Origin of the sequence: Stenotrophomonas sp. (assembly GCF_035634915.1) — a bacterium.
Lineage (GTDB): Bacteria > Pseudomonadota > Gammaproteobacteria > Xanthomonadales > Xanthomonadaceae > Stenotrophomonas.
In genome coordinates this window covers 25,306-46,486 of sequence record NZ_DASQCB010000012.1, presented here as the reverse complement: position 1 = coordinate 46,486, position 21,181 = coordinate 25,306, and the positions used below count along the sequence as shown (strand labels likewise).

Annotated in this window: 16 protein-coding genes; 13 read left to right on the top strand and 3 right to left on the bottom strand. The window is 65.0% G+C overall.

Translation table 11 applies throughout. From position 1 onward, the window contains the following. Positions 1–73 precede the first annotated feature (73 nt). Positions 74–1,204 (bottom strand): PilT/PilU family type 4a pilus ATPase, encoded by a 1,131-nt coding sequence (locus VER16_RS09545; protein ID WP_324807537.1) that lies wholly within the window; start codon positions 1,202–1,204, stop codon positions 74–76. A 121-nt stretch (positions 1,205–1,325) separates the two neighbouring features. Here VER16_RS09545 and VER16_RS09540 point away from each other — a divergent pair, with 121 nt between their 5' ends. From VER16_RS09540 to VER16_RS09480, 13 genes are all read left to right on the top strand, one after another. Beyond that, entirely contained in the window at positions 1,326–1,691 is a 366-nt protein-coding gene (locus VER16_RS09540) for a DUF4398 domain-containing protein (protein WP_324807535.1), read from the top strand. Then, a complete protein-coding gene (locus VER16_RS09535) occupies positions 1,688–2,572 on the top strand; it encodes a hypothetical protein (protein WP_324807533.1) in 885 nt (294 codons plus the stop codon). The genes VER16_RS09540 and VER16_RS09535 overlap by 4 nt, the downstream gene beginning before the upstream one ends. Positions 2,573–2,896: 324 nt before the next feature. Beyond that, positions 2,897–3,133 (top strand): YdcH family protein, encoded by a 237-nt coding sequence (locus VER16_RS09530; RefSeq protein ID WP_079220527.1) that lies wholly within the window; start codon positions 2,897–2,899, stop codon positions 3,131–3,133. Between the two features lie 368 nt (positions 3,134–3,501). Then, positions 3,502–4,872: a pyridoxal-phosphate dependent enzyme gene (locus tag VER16_RS09525; RefSeq protein WP_324807530.1), complete on the top strand. Its 1,371-nt coding sequence runs from the start codon at positions 3,502–3,504 to the stop codon at positions 4,870–4,872. Between the two features lie 123 nt (positions 4,873–4,995). After that, on the top strand, positions 4,996–6,168 hold the full coding sequence (locus VER16_RS09520; protein ID WP_324807528.1) for a cystathionine gamma-synthase: 1,173 nt from the start codon (positions 4,996–4,998) through the stop codon (positions 6,166–6,168). A gap of 37 nt (positions 6,169–6,205) precedes the next feature. Next, positions 6,206–7,579: a glycosyltransferase family 4 protein gene (locus tag VER16_RS09515; protein ID WP_324807526.1), complete on the top strand. Its 1,374-nt coding sequence runs from the start codon at positions 6,206–6,208 to the stop codon at positions 7,577–7,579. Further along, positions 7,576–8,370, top strand: a complete 795-nt coding sequence (locus VER16_RS09510; RefSeq protein WP_324807524.1) for an ABC transporter permease — start codon at positions 7,576–7,578, stop codon at positions 8,368–8,370. Before VER16_RS09515 ends, VER16_RS09510 begins: the two co-directional genes overlap by 4 nt. After that, positions 8,367–9,632 carry an ABC transporter ATP-binding protein gene (locus tag VER16_RS09505; RefSeq protein ID WP_324807522.1) on the top strand — a complete coding sequence of 422 codons (1,266 nt, stop codon included), beginning with the start codon at positions 8,367–8,369 and terminating at the stop codon, positions 9,630–9,632. The genes VER16_RS09510 and VER16_RS09505 overlap by 4 nt, the downstream gene beginning before the upstream one ends. Next, positions 9,629–11,104 carry an FkbM family methyltransferase gene (locus VER16_RS09500; RefSeq protein WP_324807519.1) on the top strand — a complete coding sequence of 492 codons (1,476 nt, stop codon included), beginning with the start codon at positions 9,629–9,631 and terminating at the stop codon, positions 11,102–11,104. Before VER16_RS09505 ends, VER16_RS09500 begins: the two co-directional genes overlap by 4 nt. Continuing rightward, positions 11,105–14,023 (top strand): glycosyltransferase, encoded by a 2,919-nt coding sequence (locus VER16_RS09495; RefSeq protein ID WP_324807517.1) that lies wholly within the window; start codon positions 11,105–11,107, stop codon positions 14,021–14,023. Positions 14,024–14,224: 201 nt separating this feature from the next. Continuing rightward, complete coding sequence (gmd, locus tag VER16_RS09490) at positions 14,225–15,259, top strand: GDP-mannose 4,6-dehydratase (protein WP_324807515.1); 1,035 nt, start codon at positions 14,225–14,227, stop codon at positions 15,257–15,259. Beyond that, positions 15,243–16,148 (top strand): NAD-dependent epimerase/dehydratase family protein, encoded by a 906-nt coding sequence (locus VER16_RS09485; protein ID WP_324807512.1) that lies wholly within the window; start codon positions 15,243–15,245, stop codon positions 16,146–16,148. The genes gmd and VER16_RS09485 overlap by 17 nt, the downstream gene beginning before the upstream one ends. Next, a complete protein-coding gene (locus tag VER16_RS09480; RefSeq protein ID WP_324807510.1) occupies positions 16,145–18,214 on the top strand; it encodes a hypothetical protein in 2,070 nt (689 codons plus the stop codon). The genes VER16_RS09485 and VER16_RS09480 overlap by 4 nt, the downstream gene beginning before the upstream one ends. On the opposite strand, the gene VER16_RS09475 is transcribed toward VER16_RS09480, so the two are convergent. After that, positions 18,177–20,279: a hypothetical protein gene (locus tag VER16_RS09475; protein ID WP_324807507.1), complete on the bottom strand. Its 2,103-nt coding sequence runs from the start codon at positions 20,277–20,279 to the stop codon at positions 18,177–18,179. The genes VER16_RS09480 and VER16_RS09475 overlap by 38 nt on opposite strands. A gap of 232 nt (positions 20,280–20,511) precedes the next feature. Further along, positions 20,512–21,135, bottom strand: coding sequence for a class I SAM-dependent methyltransferase (locus VER16_RS09470; RefSeq protein ID WP_324807506.1), 624 nt, complete (start codon positions 21,133–21,135; stop codon positions 20,512–20,514). Between the last annotated feature and the right edge of the window lie 46 nt (positions 21,136–21,181).

Sequence of the window (21,181 nt, the reverse complement as noted above, 5' to 3'; positions counted from 1 at the left end):
GACGGGCCCTTAACCCTTCAGGATTCCGCCGGGCATGGCCCGGCGCTACCGGTAGGGCCGTCCCCTATTTGCTTCAGAAGCCGTGGGTGATGCTGGGCTGGGTGGGCGAGGAGAAATCCGCGTACGGGTCGTGCTCGCCGCTGCCGCCTTCGGACAGGCGGAACTTCAGCGCCAGGCCATCGCGCGAGTCGGCCGCGCGCAGCGCTTCCTCCTGCTCGATCACCCCGGCCTTGGCCAGCCGGAACAGGCACTGGTCGAAGCTTTCCATGCCCTCTTCCAGCGACGCCTCCATCGCCGCCTTGATCTCATGCACCTGCCCACGGCGCAGCAGGTCGCGGATCATCGGCGTATTGATCAGCACCTCGGTGGCCGGCAGGCGACGGCCTTCCTTGTTCTTCACCAGGCGCTGGCTGATCACCGCACGCAGGTTCAGCGCCAGGTTCATCAGCACGTTCTTGTGCGCGCTTTCCGGGAAGAAGTTGAGGATGCGCTCGATGGTCTGGTCGGCGTTGTTGGAATGCAGGGTAGCCAGGCACAGGTGGCCGGTCTCGGCGAAGGCGATGGCCGCCTCCATCGTCTCGGCATCCAGGATCTCGCCGATCAGGATCACGTCCGGCGCTTCACGCATCGCGTTCTTCAGCGCGTTGTGGAAGGCATGGGTGTCCAGGCCGACCTCACGCTGGTTGACGATGGACATCTTGTGCTTGTGCAGGTACTCGATCGGGTCCTCGATGGTGAGGATGTGGCCGGTGGTGGTGCTGTTGCGGTGGTCGATCATCGATGCCAGCGAGGTGGACTTGCCCGAGCCGGTGGACCCCACCACCAGCACCAGCCCACGCGGGGTCATGATGACGTCCTTCAGCACCTGCGGCAGGTTGAGTTCCTCGATGCTCGGAATCCGGCTGCGGATGGCACGGATGACCATGCCGACCTCGCCCCGCTGCTTGAACACATTGACACGGAAGCGCCCGGCATCGGCCAGGGCGATGGCCATGTTGAGTTCCAGCTCGCGTTCGAACTGGGGCACCTGGCCCTCGTCCATCAGCGAATAGGCGATTTTCTTGACCATGCCCGGCGGCAGGCCGGTATTGCCCAGCGGGTACAGCTTGCCCTCGATCTTGATGTAGACCGGCGCGCCGGTGGTCAAGAACATGTCCGAAGCGTTCTTTTCGGTCATCAGCTTCAGGAAGTAGCCGATATCCATTGCGAATTTTCCCCAACGAAACTGCCGGCGCCCGTTGCAAGCACGGTGTCGGCTTGACGACAATGGCCGTGAACCGACAACCGGTACGGCCTCCCCAATGAAACGACTTAGCTTCGCACGAATGCGCCACGGCCTGTATGTGATGGCGTTTGCATTCGCACTCTCTGCCCCCGTCTGGGCGCAGGATGGCGCGATGGAACTGGCCCAGGCCCGGCAGGCGGTGGACAAGGCCACCCAGGCCGACGCCGACCAGTACGCTCCCGATCTGATCGGTCTGGCCCGCCAGGGCCTGGAGCAGGCCCAGCGCGCCGCCGGCGACCGCCGCGAGCGCAAGAACGCCCCGGCACTGGCCCTGCGCGCCGCTGCCGATGCCGATCTGGCCCGCGCCCGCAGCGAGGAAGCCACCGCCACCGCCCAGCTGCAGCTGCGCCGCAACGAGGTCAACCAGCTGCAGCGCCAGCTGTCGACCGGGGAGGACCGCCGATGAAGTCGATCTCCGCCCTGGCCCTGGCCACCGCGCTGGCCCTGCCGTCCCTGGCCAGCGCCGCCGACAACCCGATGGTCGGCCAGCTGACCCAGCGCCTGATGAACATCCAGGCCAACCCCGATACTGCCGAGCTGGCCGCCTTCGAGCGCATGCAGGCCCAGCAGGCCATCGCCACCCTGGACAAGGCCAAGCGCCGCGACCAGGAACTGGCCACCTACCTGGCCGAGCGCCGGGTCGAGATTGCCGAAACGAGCGTGCGCGCCGCCCTGGCCGCCCGCGAGGTCGACCGCCTGGACCGCACCCGCAGCGACCTGCTGATCGAAGCCAGCCGCCGCGACGCCGCCCGTGCCCGCCAGGAAGCCGAACAGCTGCGCATGCAGGCGCAGATGCAGGCCGAGGAGGCCGAGCGCCTGCGCCAGGCCGCCGAGGCCGAGACCCTGGCCCGCCAGGACGCCGAGAACGCCCTGACCAGCGTGGCCGGCAAGCAGCAGCAGCGTCTCAGCTCGGCCCAGCAGAACGCGGCCAAGCTGGCCCGCGAGGAAGCCGAGCTGGTGTCCGGGCAGAAGCTGCCGGGCTCGAAGTTCGATAGCCGTGGCGAGGTCTTCACCCTCGGCGGCGATGCCTTCAGCGCCGGCGCGGCCAGCCTGTCCGGGGGCGCGAAGAACCAGGCCAAGGCCCTGGCCGAGTACCTGAACATCGGCAGGAAGGGCCGGGTCCGCATCGAGGCCTATGACAGTGCCAATGGCGTCGGCCAGAAGCGTGCCGAAGCCCTGCGTGACGCGCTGGTCTCAGCCGGTGTCGCCAGCAGCCGCATCCAGGTCAGCGGCAAGAAGGCGGCCTCCACCAAGGCCCGTTCGGCCGAGGTCATCGTCGCGCCGTAATTGCTTGAATTTGTTTGCTTTTCGTTGCATTGAGCATTCAGCCTGAACCCCGCCCCGGCGGGGTTCGGTCTTTTTGTCGCGGGGGTCTTGTACCCGGCCCGGAGCAGGCGTAGGGTCAATCGTCCGGGACGCAATGCCGCGGACCGGACGATGGGAGGGCCGGGCCGATGAAAGCAGGGCGCGAACCGCAGCAGACCGACGTGCGCAGGCCAGTGCCGCAGGTCGTTGTGGGCACCCATGTGGCAATCGACCGGCGCTCCTCCATGAACAACGCCCCGTGCCTTGCGGCCGGGGCGTTCGTGTATCTGTCGAAGGAGGTCCATCATGTTTGAAGATCAGCCCCAGAGCGAGATCGACGCCCGTCGCGCGCGTGATCCGGAGTTCCGGGCACTCCATGACCAGCACCGGAAGTTGAACAAGAAGTGCATGGACGCGGAGCTGGGTGTACTCCCGATCGATGATGTCACCCTGGGTCGCATGAAGCGCGAGAAGCTGCTGGCCAAGCAACGCCTTCTGCGTATGTACGAAACACCGCTCGCAACGACGTCCCCCACGCACTGACGCTCCGGTCGCGCCGGGAACGGCGTGACCCGGCCAACGATGGCCCCGCGGTATGACCGGCAACGGCAACCGCGCCAAGGCACCACAGGCGGTGGTGCCTTGGCCCTGCAGGCAACGGCCTGCTTGCATCCATACGCCTTCCGTCCACCGATGCGGGCGGTACTGGTCTCCTCGTCGATCCGGGGCCGTCCGCATCCCCTTGGGACGCCAGCCGAGCGTGGGCTCGGCTCTACAAAGGCCATCGGGCGCTCATTGCCCTGGTGGGTGCCGACCGTTGGTCGCCACGCCTCGCGGCTCCTGACTTTCGCGGCCATCCGACGGATAATCCACTGTCCGGCCCTCTGCGGCGCGAAGCGAAAGTTCTCCGAATGCCCATCCATTCCTCCGTCCTCGAACTCATCGGCCAGACCCCCATCGTCAAGGCGCAGCGCCTGGACACCGGTGTCTGCGAGCTGTACCTGAAGCTCGAAAGCGCCAACCCGGGCGGATCGATCAAGGACCGCATCGGTCTGTCGATGATCGAAGCAGCGGAACAGCGCGGCGACCTGAAGCCCGGCGCCACCCTGGTTGAAGGTACCGCCGGCAATACCGGCCTGGGCCTGGCACTGGTGGCGCAGCAGAAGGGTTACAAGCTGATCCTTGTCGTTCCTGACAAGATGAGCCGCGAGAAGATCTTCAATCTGAAGGCAATGGGCGCCGAAGTGCGCCTGACCCGTTCGGACGTGGCCAAGGGCCACCCGGAGTACTACCAGGACCTGGCCAAGACCATCGCCGACCAGACCCCGGGCGCGTACTTCATCAACCAGTTCGGCAACCCTGACAACCCGGCCGCGCACGAGTTCGGCACCGGCCCGGAAATCCTCGAGCAGATGGGCGGTGACCTCGACGCCATCGTGTTCGGCTGTGGCAGCTCGGGCACCATGACCGGCCTGTCGCGTGCCTTCGCTACGCTGTCGCCCAAGACCGAACTGGTGCTGGCCGATCCGGTCGGCTCCATCCTGGCCGAGTACATCAACGACGGCATTCTGAACGACAAGTCGGGCAGCTGGCTGGTGGAAGGCATCGGCGAGGACTTCCTGCCGTCGATCTCCGACTTCAGCCGCGTCAAGAAGGCGTATGCCATCACCGATGCGGAGAGCTTCCATACCGCCCGCGAGCTGCTGGGCAAGGAGGGCATCCTCGGCGGTTCGTCCACCGGTACCCTGCTGGCTGCTGCGCTGAAGTACTGCAAGGAACAGACCACGCCCAAGAAGGTGCTGGTGCTGGTGTGCGACACCGGCAACAAGTACCTGTCCAAGATGTACAACGACTACTGGATGCTGGACAACGGCTTCCTGGAGCGCCCGCAGCACGGCGACCTGCGCGACCTGATCCTGCGCCCGTATGGCCAGCGCGACACCGTCGTGATCGGCCCGAACGACCTGCTGACCACCGCCTACCAGCGCATGAAGCTGTATGACGTGTCGCAGCTGCCGGTGATGGACGGCGACCAGCTGGTCGGCATCGTCGATGAAAGCGACGTGCTGCTGCATGTCTATGGTGACGAAGCCCGCTTCCGCGACCCGGTGGCCACCGCCATGGTCAGCAAGCTGGACCGGCTGGACGTGAAGTCGCCGATCGAGGCCCTGCTGCCGGTGTTCGACCGTGGCCAGGTGGCCATCGTGATGGATGGCGGCACGTTCCTCGGCCTGATCACCCGCATCGATCTGCTGAACTATCTGCGCCGTCGCGTGCAGTAAACCGCAGATCGCTGCCGATCCCTGCTGAATTCCGGTTTATTTGCGTCAAAGCTCGTTAAGGCTGCGCTGATAGACTCCCGATCCTTTGACGGCGCCGTGCATCGGCGCCATTCAGGAAACGACATGTCCAACCCCTCTTCGCCCGACCGCGCGCTGGCCCTGGCCACGCTGGCCATCCATGGCGGCCAGTCGCCCGACCCGAGCACCGGCGCGGTGATGCCGCCGATCTACGCCACCTCGACCTATGCGCAGTCCAGCCCGGGCGAGCACCAGGGCTTCGAGTATTCGCGTACGCACAACCCGACCCGCTTCGCCTACGAGCGCTGCGTGGCCTCGCTGGAAGGTGGCACGCGCGGGTTTGCCTTCGCCTCGGGCATGGCGGCGACCTCCACCGTGATCGAGCTGCTGGACGCCGGCAGCCACGTGGTGGCGATGGACGACATCTACGGCGGCAGCTTCCGCCTGTTCGAGCGCGTGCGCCGCCGCACCGCCGGGCTGGATTTCAGCTTCGTCGACCTGACCGACCTGTCGGCCTTCGAAGCGGCCATCACGCCGAAGACCCGCATGGTCTGGATCGAGACCCCGACCAACCCGATGCTGAAGATCGTGGACATCGCTGCGGTGGCCGCCATCGCCAAGCGCCATGGCCTGATCGTGGTGGTCGACAACACCTTCGCCTCGCCGATGCTGCAGCGTCCGCTGGCGCTGGGCGCCGACCTGGTGCTGCATTCGGCCACCAAGTACCTCAATGGCCACTCGGACATGGTCGGCGGCATGGTCGTGGCCGGCGACAGCGCCGAGCTGGCCGAGCAGATGGCCTTCCTGCAGAACTCGGTGGGGGGCGTGCAGGGGCCGTTCGACAGCTTCCTGGCCCTGCGTGGCCTGAAGACCCTGCCGCTGCGCATGAAGGCGCATTGCGCCAATGCGCTGGCCCTGGCCCAGTGGCTGGAAAAGCACCCGGCGGTGGACAAGGTGATCTACCCGGGCCTGCCTTCGCACCCGCAGCATGAACTGGCCGGGCGGCAGATGGCCGGCTACGGCGGCATCGTCTCGATCGTGCTGAAGGGCGGTTTCGAGGCGGCCAAGCGTTTCTGCGAGAAGACCGAGCTGTTCACCCTGGCCGAGTCGCTGGGCGGGGTGGAAAGCCTGGTCAACCACCCGGCGGTGATGACCCACGCCTCGATTCCGGTGGCACGCCGCGAACAGCTGGGCATCAGCGATGCGCTGGTGCGCCTGAGCGTGGGCGTGGAAGACCTGGGTGACCTGCAGGTGGATCTGGAGCGGGCGCTGTCGTGAGCCTGCATGCAGGCCAGCCTGGGCGCCGATACCCGTGATGACCGGGCACATCCGTCCGGGTGATCGCTGGCTGAGGTTGTCGGCGTGGCTGCGCAATCATCGACTGGCCCGCGCGCTGTATCGACCGCTGCCGCGCGCCTGGCGTGAAAAGGCGTCCTCGGCGATGGCTGGCGGCGTGGTGGGCGCATTGCGCTTCCCACGGACCGCCGCATGGGCGGACCCGGGTGTGCCGACGACGGCCGGCGCTGCCTTGCCGATTCCCCCTGCGGACGGAAACGGAATCAATCTCTTCGGCCATCTGTCCGGAGAATTCGGCCTGGCCGAGGTTGCCCGCGCGTACGCGCGGGCACTGCTGGTTTCGGGCATACCGGTGGCGCTGGTGGATGTGGGGCAGGCAGGCAATGGTGCCGATCCCATGCTGGCTCCTTTCCATGACGACAGCGCACCGCATGCGGTCAACCTGCTGTGCACGAATCCGGATGACTTCGATCAGGTCCTCGCCGCGATCGGGCCGGACAGGCTGATGGGCAGGCCGTTGCTGGCCAGCTGGTTCTGGGAACTGGAAACCATCCCCGGGCAATGGCAGGCGCAGATCGCCAAGGTCGACGGTATCGTCGTGGCAACGGCCTTCATCCAGCAGGCATTCGCGCGCGCGACCGACAAGCCCCTTTTCCACGTGCCGGTGCCCATGCGTCTGCCGTTGGCCAGTGGCCTGCAGCGTGAGGATTTCGGGCTCGATCCCTCCCGGTTCCTGTTCCTCTACAGTTTTGATTTCAACTCATGGATGCAGCGCAAGCATCCGCTGGCGATCATCGAGGCGTTCCGTGCCGCGTTTCCCGCTGAAGACCCGTCCGTCCAGCTGCTGATCAAGACCAGTCATGGCCACCGCCATCCCGAACAGCTGCAGATGCTTCTGCGGGCCGCAGGTGAAGATGCACGGATACTGGTGCGCGATGACCTGATCGCACCGGCGCATGTCGCTGCGTTGCAGCGGTGCTGCGATGCGTTCGTGTCCCTGCATCGAAGCGAGGGCCTGGGGCTCGGCATGGCTGAATGCATGGCCATCGGCAAGCCCGTCATCGCCACGGCATGGTCAGGAAACCTGGACTTCATGTCGGCCGACAACAGCGTGCTGATTGATTCGCATCTGATCCCGGTCCAGCCGGGCGACTACGTGGGCGATCTCGATGCACGCTGGGCCGAGCCGGACATTGCACAGGCGGCTCGCGCCATGCGCCTGCTGCGTGATCAGCCGGCATTGGCCCAGGCGCTTGGCGCACGGGCGCGCGAGCAGGTGCTTGGAACCCTGTCGCCGGAGGCCTGTGCGGCGGGCATGAACAAGGCGATCTCCAGCATGATCGAACGCAATTCCCTGCCGGGCGACCGGTACTCGCAATCAAGGGTGTCATGAAAGAATTACTACGCGCGGTGTGGGCATACCGCCACTTCATCCTCTCTTCCATCAAGAACGATCTCCGGGCCCGCTTCATCCGAAGCAAGCTGGGTGGATTGTGGATGATCATCCACCCGCTCGCGCAGGTGCTGATCTTTGCCTTGATCCTGTCCGAGGTGCTGGCGGCCAAGCTTCCCGGCATCGACAACAAGTATGCGTATGCGATTTTCCTGATGGCCGGCCAGCTGTGCTGGACGCTGTTCTCCGAAACACTGCAGAAATGCACGGGCCTGTTCATCGACAACGGCAATCTGCTGAAGAAGATGGCGTTCCCACGGCTGTGCCTGCCACTCATCGCGGCCGGGCAGATGCTGGTGACCAACGTACTGCTCATGGTGGCGATCTTCGGCGTCTTTGCCGCGCTGGGACATCTTCCGGACGCACAGGCGTTGTGGCTGCCTGTCCTGATGGTGCTCACCCTGCTGCTGTCCATGTCGGTGGGTGTGCTGCTGGGTTCGCTCAATGTGTTCATGCGCGATATCGGCCAGGTGGTCCCGGTGATCCTGCAGGCGCTGTTCTGGCTGACGCCGGTGGTCTACAGCATCAACATCCTGCCCGAGCGCGTCCAGCACTATTTCAAGCTCAACCCCCTCTATCCGCTGGTGGCCAGCTACCAGAACGTGCTTGTGTTCGGCAAGCCCCCGATGCTGCGTGAACTGGCGGTACTGACGGTGTTCACTCTGCTGGCCGCGGTGGTGGCCATGGTCGTTTTCCGTCGGGCCTCGCCTGAAATGGTGGATGCACTATGAGTGGTGAATTGACACTTTCCGGTGTTGGCAAGTCCTACCGGAACTGGGGCAGTGAGTGGAAGCGCGTGGCGTCCTGGTTCGGCGTTCCTGCCACCCCCAGAGAAGAAACCTGGGTGCTGCAGGACATCGATCTGCACGTGGGCGCCGGCGAAGCCGTGGGTCTGATCGGGCAGAATGGTGCTGGCAAGAGCACCCTGCTGAAGATCGTCACGGGCACGGTGCGGCCCACGGTCGGCCAGGTGGGGCGTCGTGGGCGTATTGCTGCAATTCTCGAGCTGGGAATGGGCTTCAATCCTGACCTGACCGGTCGCCAGAACGCGATTCACGCGGCGGGGCTGATGGGGTTCGAGGCCAGCCAGATCATGGAGGCCTTGCCGGATATCGAAGCGTTCGCTGAAATCGGCGACTACTTCGACCAGCCTGTGCGCACCTATTCCAGCGGCATGCAGATGCGCGTGGCATTCAGCGTGGCAACCGCGTTCAAGCCGGACATCCTCATTGTCGATGAGGCGTTGTCGGTGGGTGACTCCTACTTCCAGCACAAGAGCTTCGACCGCATTCGTGCATTCCGCGAGCAGGGCACGTCGATCCTGTTCGTGTCCCACGGCATGTCCGAAGTGAAGACCTTGTGCGATCGCGTCATCCTGCTCGATGCCGGCCGTGTGCTGAAAGATGGCTCGCCCGATGAAGTGGTGGACTACTACAACGCCCTGGTTGCGAAAAAGGAAAACCAGGAGCTGAGCATCGAACAGCACCGGGAAACCGATGGCTGGATGCAGACGCGCAGTGGCACCCGCGAGGTGACCTGCAATTCGCTGGCGCTGCTGGATACCGATGGCAACCCACTGAAGGTCGCCACTGTCGGCCAGAAGGTCGAGCTGCGGCTCGTGGCCGGCGTGCATGTGCCCGTGGACCGGCTGGTACTGGGCTACATGGTCCGGGACAAATTCGGTCATGTGGTCTGGGGGACGAACACCTGGCACACCCAGCAGATCCTGTCGGGCCTGGCCGCGGGCGAGGAAGTCGTATTCTCGCTGCCGTTCACCTGCACCCTGGGCCCGGGTTCCTACTCGGTTTCGCCGGCGCTGGTGAGCGGCGACAACCACCTGGAAAACAACTACGAGTGGGTCGACAACCTGCTGGTGTTCGACGTGATCAATGTCGACCGCGACGTGTTCATCGGCACGACCTGGCTGGATGGCCGCTTCGAGATCGATCGCCGTTCCAGCCCGGTCGAACCTGCCAAGGGAGGTGTCGCATGAAGGACGGTATCGTTTCCTATGCCCAGAATTTCGAGGATGTGATCCTGTGGCGCGCGCTGGGCCATGTGGGCCGCGGCAACTATGTCGATGTGGGGGCGCAGAGCGCCTACGAGGACTCGGTCAGCCGTGCATTCCACGAACAGGGCTGGAAGGGCGTACACGTTGAACCGATGCCGTTCTACGCCGACCAACTGCGCCAGGAACGTCCCGGCGACGTGGTGATGCAGGTGATGGTGGGGCAGGAGGAGGGCATTGGCGCGCTGTATGCCATGTCCGGCACGGGCCTCAGTACCTCACGTGAGGATCTGGCCGAGGGTTACGAGCGCGACGGTCGCGAGGTCACCCGTGTGGTGGTGCCGGTGGTCACGTTGGACCAGGTGCTGACCATCGTCGAAGGCGACGTGCATTGGTTGAAGATCGATGTCGAAGGCGCCGAGAAGCAGGTGCTGCAGGGCTGGCACGGCGCGTTGCGGCCGTGGGTGCTGGTGATCGAAAGCACCCGTCCGATGAGCCAGGAGCAGAACTACGAGGAGTGGGACGCCCTGGTTGTCGAGAAGGGTTACCGCTTCGTCTACTTCGATGGCCTCAACCGCTTCTACATCAGCCATGCGCACCCGGAACTGGCTGATGCGTTCCAGGTCGGGCCCAATGTATTTGACCGTTTCGAGCTGTCCGGTACGGCGACCTCGACCTTTGCGGCCAGGCTGAAGCACGAAGCGGCGGTCGCTCACGCGCAGACCGCGCGCGTGGGGGAGGACCTGTCGCAGGTCTCCGCCGAGCTGTCCCGGATCAGGGAGGAGCTGTCTGCGGCCCATCAGCTCAACACCGGGTTTGAGTTGCGGATGCTGCATCAGCGTTTGGAAGCCAGCGAGCGACACAAGGCGCTGCTGGCCGACCAGGCCTGGGCGGTTGCCCATGCTACCCGGCTGCAGGAAGAACTCATGCAGGCCAAGGCCCGGGAAAACGAGGTCGTGGCGGCAGCGATTTCGGAGATCGCCGAGGAGCGGGACCTGGCGCTGTCCCAGGTGACCAAGCTGCACAGCGAACTCACGATCATCCACAACAGCACTTCCTGGGTTGTTACGGCACCGATGCGGGTGATGTCGCGGGTGCTGCGGCTCATCGTCAGGGCGCCGGTCAAGCTGGCGCGCCGCGGTGTGCATGCACTGAAGCCGGCCGTGAAGCGGGTGGTGTTTGGCGTGCTGCGCCGGGCATCCAGATCGCCCCGGCTGCGGCGCACGGCAGGCAATGTCCTGGCTTCGATGCCGGCGCTGGACGCACGCGTGCGTGCCTGGCACGGTGCGGCCCTGGGCAGGCCGGTCGCGGTCATGGCCGCTCCGCAGGCCTTCGTCGCGGTGGATTCCACAGCGCTCCGGCAACGGCTCGATGAACCGCTGCCGGCCGATGCTTCGGCACAGGCGAAACAAGGGCTGCTGAGAGTACGCCACGCAATGGCAGGAGCGAGAACCTAAGTGCGTATCGTAATCGACCTTCAAGGGGCTCAGTCGGGCAGCCGCTTCCGCGGCATCGGCCGCTATTCGCTGGCACTGGCGCTGGCGATGGTGCGCAACGCGGGGCGTCATGACGTACACGTCGTGCTGAACGGCCGTTTCGAGGACAGCATCGCGCCGATCATCCAGGCGTTCGGTGACACGCTTCCGGCCGATCACATCCATGTCTGGTGGCCGGTGCGCACAGGCGGACTGACCGGCGACGATGGGATTGATGATCGTCTGCGCGAAGCCTTCCTGCAGACGTTGAAGCCGGACATCGTGCACGTGTCCAGCCTGTTTGAAGGGTTGGGAGAGCCTGCGATCACCAGCATCGGCGTGGGCACGGTCCCCATGCGGACGGCGGTGACACTGTTCGATCTGATCCCGCTCATCTACCGCAAGCGCTACCTGGACAATCCGGTGATGGCGCGCTGGTACCACGGCAAGATCGCGCACATGCGGCGAGCCGATCTGCTGCTGGGCATTTCTGCCTCGGCTGCACAGGAGGCCGTGGACCACCTTGGATTTGATGGCGAGCGTGTGGTCAACATCTCCTCGGCCATCGATGACGGTTTCCAGCGCCTGAGCCCGGACGCTTTCGATGCAGCCGCCATCCGCGACAGGTATTCGCTGTCCCGCCCGTTCGTGATGTATACCGGCGGCATCGACCATCGCAAGAACATTGAAGGCTTGATCCGCGCGTATGCGCTGCTGCCAAAGAGCGTGCGCTCGGCCCATCAGCTGGCCGTGGTCTGTTCAGTGCATGACGAGCCGCGACGCCTGTTGACGACGCTCATGCGTGACTGTGGGCTGCGCGAGGATGAGGTGGTGCTCACCGGCTTTGTGCCGGAAGAAGACCTGGTGGCGCTCTACAACATGGCGCGCCTGTTCGTGTTCCCTTCCTGGCATGAAGGCTTCGGCCTGCCCGCCCTGGAGGCGATGCAGTGTGGTGCGCCCGTGATCGGGGCGGCGACCTCCAGCCTGCCGGAGGTCATTGGCCTGGAGGAGGCCCTGTTCGATCCTTATGACGACCGGGCCATCATGGAAAAAATGGCGCAGGGTCTGACCGACGAGGCGTTCCGCCAGCGTCTGCTGGCGCATGCGCCGGTGCAGGCACTGAAGTTCTCCTGGGATGCCAGCGCCATCACGGCGATCCAGGCCATGGAGGCATGCTGCGATCGCCCGCCTGCCGCCGTGCGGCCGCGCCTGGCGTATGTTTCGCCGATGCCGCCCGAACGCAGCGGCATCGCTGACTACAGCGCGGAGCTGGTGCCTGAGCTGGCGCGCTTCTACGAGGTCGATGTCATCCTCGCCCAGCCCGGCATCGACGACCTTGCGGTGGAGGGAACGGCGCGGGTCCGCGATCTGGCATGGTTCCAGGCCCACGGTGCGGGCTATGACCGGGTCATCTACCACCTCGGCAATTCGATGTACCACGCCCACATGGTCGAGCTGATCGATCGCATCCCCGGTGTGGTCGTGCTGCACGATTTCTTCCTCAGCGGCCTGTTCGCCTACCGCGAACTGGCGCTGGGGATGGCCGGCACCTGGACCGATGCGTTGTACCGCTCGCATGGCTATGCCGCCCTGCCGGCCAAGGTGCAGAGGCAGCACGAGCAGCTCATGCAGGATCATCCGTGCAACTACACGGTCCTGTCGGCCGCCCAGGGCGTGATCGTGCATTCGGCGGTGTCCCGGCGGATGGCCCGGCAGTACTACCCGGGCATGGATACAAGCAGCTGGCGTGAGGTTCCGCTCATGCGCGCGCCGGCGGTGCCCGGTGCGGGCGAGCGACGCATCGCACGCCAGGCCCTGGGCCTGCCCGATGATGCCTTTGTGGTCTGTAGTTTTGGATTCATGGCCCCGTCCAAGCAGAACGCGCGCCTGGTCGATGCGTGGTTGGCCTCGCCCTTGGCCAAGGACGAACGCTGCCATCTGGTGTTTGTCGGCCAGGCAGATCCCAATGACTACGGTCAGGATCTTCAGCGCCGCATCAACGCCAGTCCGGCGGGTAAGCGTATCCGCATCACCGGTTTCGCCGAGCGCGAGGATTTCCGGAGCTATCTGCTGGCGGGCGATGTGGCGGTGCAGTTGCGGACGTTCTCGCGGGGAGAGACTTCCGCAGCGGTGCTGGACGCGATGAACCATGGGCTGGCCACGGTGGTCAACGCCAACGGCTCCATGGCGGATCTGCCCGACCATGCCGTGCTCAAGCTGCCAGATGCGTTCGACGATGCCGCACTGCAGGAAGCCCTGGCAGCGCTCTACCGCGATGCGTCGCTGCGACAGCGGCTGGCGGCCGATGGCAGGGCATTCGTATTGGAAACGCATCTGCCACGTCGCTGCGCGGAAGCGTACTACCAGGCCATTGAAGCCTTCCAGGCGCGCGCCGAGGTGTCGTCGCAGGCACTGGTTCCGGCCCTGGGGCGCTATCTGGCGCAGGGGGGGGCGATGGTTGACGAAGCCGCGCTTGGCCAGGCCATGGCATGGAGCTTCCCGACCGGGCAGTCAGCGCCGCAGGCGCTGGTGGACCTGGATGCGCTTGGGGCAGCCGGCAACGAAGCCGCGCTGCAGCAGCTGCGCGCGCTGTTGCTTGCGCCTCCGCAGGGATGGAGGATCGAGCCTGTGAGCTGCGCGGGGGATGGCGTGTATCGTTACGCCCGCAAGGCGACGCTGGCGTTGCTGGACTGTCCCGAGGATCTACTGGCAGATGAGCCTGTGGATGCTGCACCCGGCGACCTGATGCTGACCCTGCCGGGTGCCCGGGAAGTCGATGCCCTGGCCCGCCAGCGGCTGCACTGGCGAGGGGTGCGTGAGATGCTCTGGGATGACTGGGCCAGGAAGGAGGGCGGCAGCCACACCGCCGGCGAGACAGTACTGCAGAGCCGCATGCTGTGATGGCGGTGTCGAGTGGCAATGTGAAGACACATGGCACAATACCTGGCTGAAGCACCTTGCTTGGATCGCTCGACTCTGAGCAGGTGGCATGCGTCATCAACGCCCCGTGCGTGCACACACCTTCGCTCCCGTTCAGGGCAGTGCGTGCAGCACGCACAGACCTGCCGTAACCGAATCAATCATTGAAGAAGAAGACAGATCATGAAGAAGGCAATCATCACGGGTATCACGGGGCAGGACGGCGCTTATCTGACCGAACTGCTCCTTGAGAAGGGCTATGAGGTCTACGGCACCTACCGTCGCACCAGCTCGGTCAATTTCTGGCGCCTGGAAGAAGTGGGCGTGCTCAACCACCCCCGCCTCCATCTGGTCGAGTACGACCTGACCGATCTGGGCACCTCGCTGGCGATGGTGCAGAAGATCCAGCCGGATGAGATCTACAACTTGGCCGCGCAGAGCTTCGTCGGCGTCAGCTTCGACCAGCCGACCACCACCGCGCAGATCACCGGCGTGGGGGCGCTGAATCTGCTGGAGGCGATCCGCCTGGTCAACCCGAAGATCCGCTTCTATCAGGCGTCGACCTCGGAAATGTTCGGCAAGGTGCAGGCCGTCCCGCAGGTGGAAGACACCCCGTTCTACCCGCGCAGCCCGTACGGCGTGGCCAAGCTTTACGCACACTGGATCACGGTGAACTACCGTGAGAGCTACGACATCTTTGGTTCCAGCGGCATCCTGTTCAACCACGAAAGCCCGCTGCGCGGCCGTGAGTTCGTGACCCGCAAGATCACCGACTCGGTGGCCAAGATCAAGCTGGGCCAGCTGGATGTGCTGGAACTGGGCAATCTCGACGCCAAGCGTGACTGGGGCTTCGCCAAGGAATACGTGGAAGGCATGTGGCGCATGCTGCAGGCCGACGAACCCGATACCTTCGTGCTCGCCACCAACCGCACCGAAACCGTGCGCGATTTCGTCAGCATGGCATTCAAGGGTGCCGGCATCGACGTGGAGTTCAAGGGCAAGGATATCGATGAGGTTGCCATCGATACCGCGACCGGCAAGACCGTGATGCGCATCAATGCCAAGTTCCACCGCCCGGCCGAAGTCGATCTGCTGATCGGCAACCCGGAAAAGGCCGCGCGCGTGCTGGGCTGGAAGCCGCAGACCTCGCTGGAACAGCTTTGCCAGATGATGGTCGAGGCCGATCTGAAGAGGAACGAACGTGGTTTCTCCTTCTGAGATCGCCGGCAAGCGGGTCCTGGTCACGGGGGCGTCCGGATTCACCGGGCGCTATGTGATCGAGCGCCTGCAGGCTGCCGGGTGCGAGGTGGTGACCCTGGCGGCAGGCACCGGCGCTGCGGGCAACGCCGCAGTCGACCTGCTCGATCGCGCAGGGCTGGGTACTGCCGTTCAGAGGCTGCAGCCGGAGTACGTCATCCACCTGGCGGCGATCTCGTTTGTCGCCCACGGTGATGCCGACGAGATCTACCGCGTCAACATCCTCGGTACGCGCAACCTGCTTGAGGCACTGGCTGCGTTGCCGACACGACCGGCGCATGTCCTGCTGGCCAGCAGTGCCAACGTGTATGGCAACGTGGGCGGGATCATCGGCGAGGACGCGCCGTTGTCGCCGCAGAACGACTATGCCGTCAGCAAGATGGCCATGGAGGCGATGGCATCCCTGTGGAAAGAGCAGTTGCCGATCACCGTGGTCCGGCCGTTCAACTACACCGGGGTCGGTCAGTCCGAACGGTTCCTGATCCCCAAGATCGTCGCGCATTTCAAGCGCCGTGATGCGGTGATCGAACTGGGCAACATCGATGTCTCGCGTGATTTCTACGATGTGCGGCTTGTCGCCGAGCTGTACGCAAGGCTGCTTGCCGCCCCCGCGGCCGGAGAGGTGTACAACATCTGTTCCGGCGTCGAGTGGTCACTGCAGCAGGTGATTGCCAAGCTCGCCGATCTTTCCGGCCATGCGATCGAGGTCCGGGTGAATCCGGCCTTCGTGCGTGGCAACGAGGTCAAATCGCTGCGTGGGGCCAATGACAAGGTGTTGGCCCGGGTGGGCGGAATGCCGGCCTTCGACTTCGCCACCACCCTCTCCTGGATGTACGGAAGCACCCCGTGAGCCGATCTGCCTTGAAGCTGACCGCAGGGGGGCCGGCCGGGTGGCTGGATGCGCTCGTCCGGGCAGGTCAGCTGTTTGCCGACGAGCGCCGCCGCACCCTGCTCGCGGCGGCGCTGCTGGCCGTGAATCTGGTCCTGCTGGCCATGTTCCTGTTCGTCAGCTACAAGGGCTTTTTCCACTCCGATTCGGCTGTCCGGGTGCTGCTTGCACAGGAAATGCACGAAACGGGGCGGTTCTTCCCGGCGGGTTGGAACTACGTCAACAAGGATCTGATGATCCTGTTCGCCCAGCTCGGTGTATGGCCGCTGCAGTTCTTCCAGGAAGGCAGTTACACGCTCTATGCGCTGGCCGGCGTAGCCGTGGCGGCCGTGATACTTGGCAGTGTGTGGTGGTTCAGTGGTCTGCTGGGTGGGAGCACCTGGCAGCGCGTGCTGGCACTTGCCGTGCTGGCCGGCGGAGTTTCGGCGAGCATCGAGGAAGACATCTTCGGCCAGGCGGCCTACGGCATCCTGCTGACCCTCAGCTGCCTGCTTGCGGTGCTGACGTGGAAGTCGATGGCGGCCGTCCCGCGGCGACGTCCGGTGTGGTGGGCGCTGTTGTTCGTGCTGGTCCTGCTGTGCACGTGGAGCAATCCGCAGCGTGCGGCGGCTACCTACCTGCTGCCCCTCTATTGTGGTCTTGCCGCGTACTGGTGGGGAGGCGAGTGGAGGTCGCGCGCGCATGCATCCGTGCCGGTCGTGGTGGCTACCGTGCTTGGGTTCGTGATCGGTGCCGGCTTGAGCGTGTGGACGTTGACCCAGGTCAACAACAATGCAGGGGTAGGTGCTGCACACTGGCTGGATTTCAATGCGATGGCCGGCAACCTGGTGCACACCGCCCATGGCCTTGTCGCTCTGCTCGGCGGTCTGCCGGCCGCAGGCGGCACTGTCATCAGCGCGCAGGGAATCTACGCGGCGATGCGCCTGCTGGCTGCCCTCATCCTGCTGGTGTTGATGGGCCGCACGGTCCTCGCGTTCTGCCGCAGTGCCAGCGCACAGGCGCGCTTCGTGGGCGGCATGGTGGCGGGCCTTGCGGCCTGCTTCCTGTTCCTGCACGTCACAACCACCGTGGCGGACATGAACGATCCGGTGAGCGTTGCGCGGTATCTGGCACCGGCGACCACGCTGGCGCTGCTTCTGGTGATCTGTGCCCCGCTCCAGCACGCCTCCCGTCTGGGGGCCGTGCTGATGGTGGGCCTGAGTCTGCTGCTGGCCAGCAACAGCGTGGTGCGCTTCAATCCAGGATCGATGATCCATCCTGGCTGGCAGAATCCGCAGCGTGATGCGCTGGTCGCCGAATTGAAGGCGATGGGGCTGAAGTACGGGTATGCCACCTACTGGAACGCCGGCGCACTCACCGTGCTGAGCGGCGGCGACGTCAAGATCCGCCAGGTCGAGGTCTTTGATGGCCTGCCGGTGCCGATGCGTCACCTCTCCTCCGATCACTGGTACGAGCCGGAGGCCTGGCAGGGTGAAACCTTCCTGCTGCTCACCGACCAGGAAGCGGCTTCGCTCAACTGGGGCTCGCTCACGCGTTACGCCGGGCAACCGGTCCGGGAGGCACGCATCGGTGACAAGCGGGTGATCGTGTTCAAGCAGAATCTCGCCCTGGATGTTCCGGGGTGGAGCGCGGTGCTGCGCAAGCCGCTGCGGATCGATGCCGCCCCCGATGGATCGAAAACCGTCGGGCGCTGGGTCGGTTCGACACAGTCGCTGAAAACCTTCCCTGGCGAGACCGGCTACCTTCAGTTCGGGCCTTACACGTTGCTGGGCCGTGGCACGTACCGTGTCACCTTCGATGTCGTCGGCCGGGCCGATGCGCCGCAGCAGGTGGTGGCCCTGGTGGATGTCGTCGCCGCCGGTGGCACGCAGGTCCTGGGCTCGAAGGAGGTGCGCGGCGATGGCAGTGCCCAGCACATCATCGAGTTCCGCCTGGACAAGCCTGTGGCCACGCTGGAAATGCGTGTGGCCGCAACCGGTGCCGGTGAGGTCACCTATCAGGGCGTGACGCTGTCGGCGGCTCATTGACGCCCGCTTCGCCAGCCCCCCGTGGATCGTTCCGGGGGGCGGCGCTTCCGCAGTGCACGCACCCGCGCTGGGCTGAGAGCGTAAGGCCCTTGTACGCCAGCTCGCCGTTGCCCGTGGCCAGCACTCTCAGTTCCAGATCCGTGACCGGGTGGTCCAGGCTGAACTGAAGCGTCGGGTTCCCCGGCGCACCCGCGTGCACGTCTGCCGAGGCGAGAATGCCGGTGCCACCGGCCACCGCCACATCCACCACCGCAACCACCTGGCCGGGCGATGCGGCGCTGCCGTGAATATCGTAGGTCACCTGGTAGTTGCCGCGGCGCAACGGCCGGTAGGGGCCGTACTGCAGGTAGCCGGATTCGCCAACGCCGCTGTGCAATGCGCCATCGGCAGGGACCCAGCGTCCGATGGTCTTCGCGCTGTCCGGCCCTGCGGACAGGCGCATCGGTGATGTCAGCGCGTTGCTCCAGTTGGGGAGCGCGTGTGACAGATTTTCCTTGAACACATACAGATGCAGGTCGCCAAACTGCGCCTCGCGGACCGGCGCGCCGACATGCCTGCCCAGGGCACCCCAGTCGATTGCGGCGCTGTCGGTGGCGTTGAGCAGCAGGAAGGTCTCGCCCTGCCAGGCCTCCGGCTCATACCAACGGTCGGAGGAGAGGTGGCGCATCGGCAAGGGCAGGCCACCGGCGATCATGATGGGACGAATTCTGGTCTTGCCGCCACTGAGCACGGTCAGCGACCCGGCATTCCAGTAATTGGCGTAACCGTAGGCCAGTCCCTGGGCATTCAGCTTGGCAACCACTGCATCGCGCTGGGGATTGCGCCAGCCGGGGTTGATCAGCGAGCCCGGATTGAAGATGACCAGGCTGCTGGTGGCGAGCAGCAGGCTGAGGCCCAGCACCAGCAACGAACGCAGCGGCGTGGATGGGTCCAACGGCGTGCAGGCCAGGGCCAGCACCCCGAGCACGAGCATCGGAGTGAGGTAGCGGGCTGCGCTGACCGGGTCATTGATGTCGGGAATGGTTGTCGTGGCCTGCAGGAACAGGAAGCACAGCGAAAGCCCGGCCAACCCCGCCCCGACAAAGCGCGTGCGCAGGCTGGGGCCGACGCACATGGCCACGATCCTCTGCCCGACCATCAACAGCAGCAGCAGTGCCGCCAGCAGACGGACCGCAGCGTACAGGCCTGCGATGCTGATGACGCTGCCCCCATGGGCGGGAAGACCTCCCAGCAGGCCGATCATGGCGTGGCCGGTATGCACTACGTTGGCCGCCATGCCATCGAAGCTGAGCCAACGTGCGGCACCGGCCCCCACCGTGTTGTTCACCTGCGACAGGGTCCGTGCACTCAGCACCATGCCCAGCGCAAAGCCACCCAGCACAGGTGCCAGGACGGCAGCAGCGCCGCGCAGTCGCTGCTTCCATTCCTGCCCGCAGGCATAGCCGGTCAGCCCGCAGAACAGTGGCAGCAGATAGGAGGCTGCCGCGCGCTGCGGGTTGCTCCAGGTGACAAGGATTGCAAGCGCCAGCAGCAGGGTGCACCACAGCAGCCGTCGGGGTCCCTGCGTGCTGAGGACCTTCCAGGCAAGGACGGTGAGCAGGCAGGTGAACATCAACACCGCACCGTAGGCGGCCTGGCCGAACACATCTTCGGCGATACCTCCGGAGATGCCGCCGGCCAGCAACGCAACGGCCAGGATCCGTTGCCACGGCGGGGCCTCGAGCAGCCCGGTGAACCAGAACGTACTGGCCAGGATCAGGAGCGCAGTGACGCTGCTGGCCACGGCGTAGAGCGTGTAGCCGTTGTCGAAGAAGGGCAGCAGGGGAACGATGCCCAGCTGGCCGAACAGCACCATCAGATCCTTGTTGACATAGTTCCAGTCAGGCGGGAAGAAGCTGGCCGAATCGCGCATCTCCTGGGCGAGCAGATTCTTGACCGCCGAGTCGGAGTGGAAGCACCCCTTGTAGCTGATGAACAGGTAGGCAAGCAGCAGCGCCACGTTGATACCCAGCAGTACCAGCGCAAGTGCGATGCGGGTGCGTTCATGGCCCGGCAGATCGATCAAGGGCCGCAGCCAGCGGCCAGGTACACGCACAGACGTTACCGAAGTTCCGTTCATCGGTGCTCTGCTCACAGGTCGAAGCCGACGGAGGATCCACGTGGGTTCTGTACCGGATCCCATTGGACCCGGGCATCATCTGGAACGAAAGGTGAGCGCCTTGCCTGCTCCGTTGCCGCGCTCCCCGGCATCCGGATTCATCTACCGCTTTGCTTGCGCGACTGTCCGGCCAGCGCCCTCAGGCGCGACACTCCATGACGCAATGCGTATAGGGAACATGGATCATGTCGTGGCGGATGGTAACTTTGACGTCCTGAAAAGCCTGCTGCGCCAGGCCAAGGTACCCATCCGGGGTGCGTATGTTCTGCCCGCGATCACGCAGGATCAGATTGCGCGCCAGCGCGGATTGCCCTTCCACCAGGGTGCCGTCCATGGTGACGAGATGACCTCCGGGCTTGAGCTTGCTGCGCGCCGATTGCATCAGCTTGACTACGATATCGTCGTCCAGGTGATGCAGGATGCCGACGGCCAGCACGACGTCGGCCAGCGGCTCACCCTCCTGGGGTTGGTAGTCGGCAATGTCCATGCAGTGGAAGGTGGCGCGGTCACCGAAGCGCCGGGTGGCAGATTCGATGTACAACGGGGAAAGGTCGAAGCCGTGATAGCCGGCGCCCTTGGGTAGATGGGGGACGATCTCCCCTGTGCCGCAGCCGATGTCCAGGATTGTCGCGGTCGGGCTGGGCCGGGCATGGTCATTGAGCAGGCGCTTGCGTGCCTTCTGTGCCCCCAGGATGTTCTGCAGCAGGTCATAGGCCCACGGGGCCGAGAGAATTGCATGAAGTCCGGTGGTCTTTTGGGCCATGGCAAGCCTCTGGCTGAACAGGGGGACGGAGGGCCGGAAAATCATC

What these genes read in the sequence shown, in the direction of transcription:
- VER16_RS09535 (WP_324807533.1), top strand. Translation starts at nt 1,688, where the DNA reads ATGAAGTCGATCTCCGCCCTGGCCCTGGCCACCGCGCTGGCCCTGCCG.
- VER16_RS09520 (WP_324807528.1), top strand. Translation starts at nt 4,996, where the DNA reads ATGTCCAACCCCTCTTCGCCCGACCGCGCGCTGGCCCTGGCCACGCTG.
- VER16_RS09510 (WP_324807524.1), top strand. Translation starts at nt 7,576, where the DNA reads ATGAAAGAATTACTACGCGCGGTGTGGGCATACCGCCACTTCATCCTC.
- gmd (WP_324807515.1), top strand. Translation starts at nt 14,225, where the DNA reads ATGAAGAAGGCAATCATCACGGGTATCACGGGGCAGGACGGCGCTTAT.
- VER16_RS09515 (WP_324807526.1), top strand. Translation starts at nt 6,206, where the DNA reads ATGACCGGGCACATCCGTCCGGGTGATCGCTGGCTGAGGTTGTCGGCG.
- VER16_RS09500 (WP_324807519.1), top strand. Translation starts at nt 9,629, where the DNA reads ATGAAGGACGGTATCGTTTCCTATGCCCAGAATTTCGAGGATGTGATC.
- VER16_RS09470 (WP_324807506.1), bottom strand. Translation starts at nt 21,135, where the DNA reads ATGGCCCAAAAGACCACCGGACTTCATGCAATTCTCTCGGCCCCGTGG.
- VER16_RS09525 (WP_324807530.1), top strand. Translation starts at nt 3,502, where the DNA reads ATGCCCATCCATTCCTCCGTCCTCGAACTCATCGGCCAGACCCCCATC.
- VER16_RS09505 (WP_324807522.1), top strand. Translation starts at nt 8,367, where the DNA reads ATGAGTGGTGAATTGACACTTTCCGGTGTTGGCAAGTCCTACCGGAAC.
- VER16_RS09530 (WP_079220527.1), top strand. Translation starts at nt 2,897, where the DNA reads ATGTTTGAAGATCAGCCCCAGAGCGAGATCGACGCCCGTCGCGCGCGT.
- VER16_RS09540 (WP_324807535.1), top strand. Translation starts at nt 1,326, where the DNA reads ATGCGCCACGGCCTGTATGTGATGGCGTTTGCATTCGCACTCTCTGCC.
- VER16_RS09545 (WP_324807537.1), bottom strand. Translation starts at nt 1,204, where the DNA reads ATGGATATCGGCTACTTCCTGAAGCTGATGACCGAAAAGAACGCTTCG.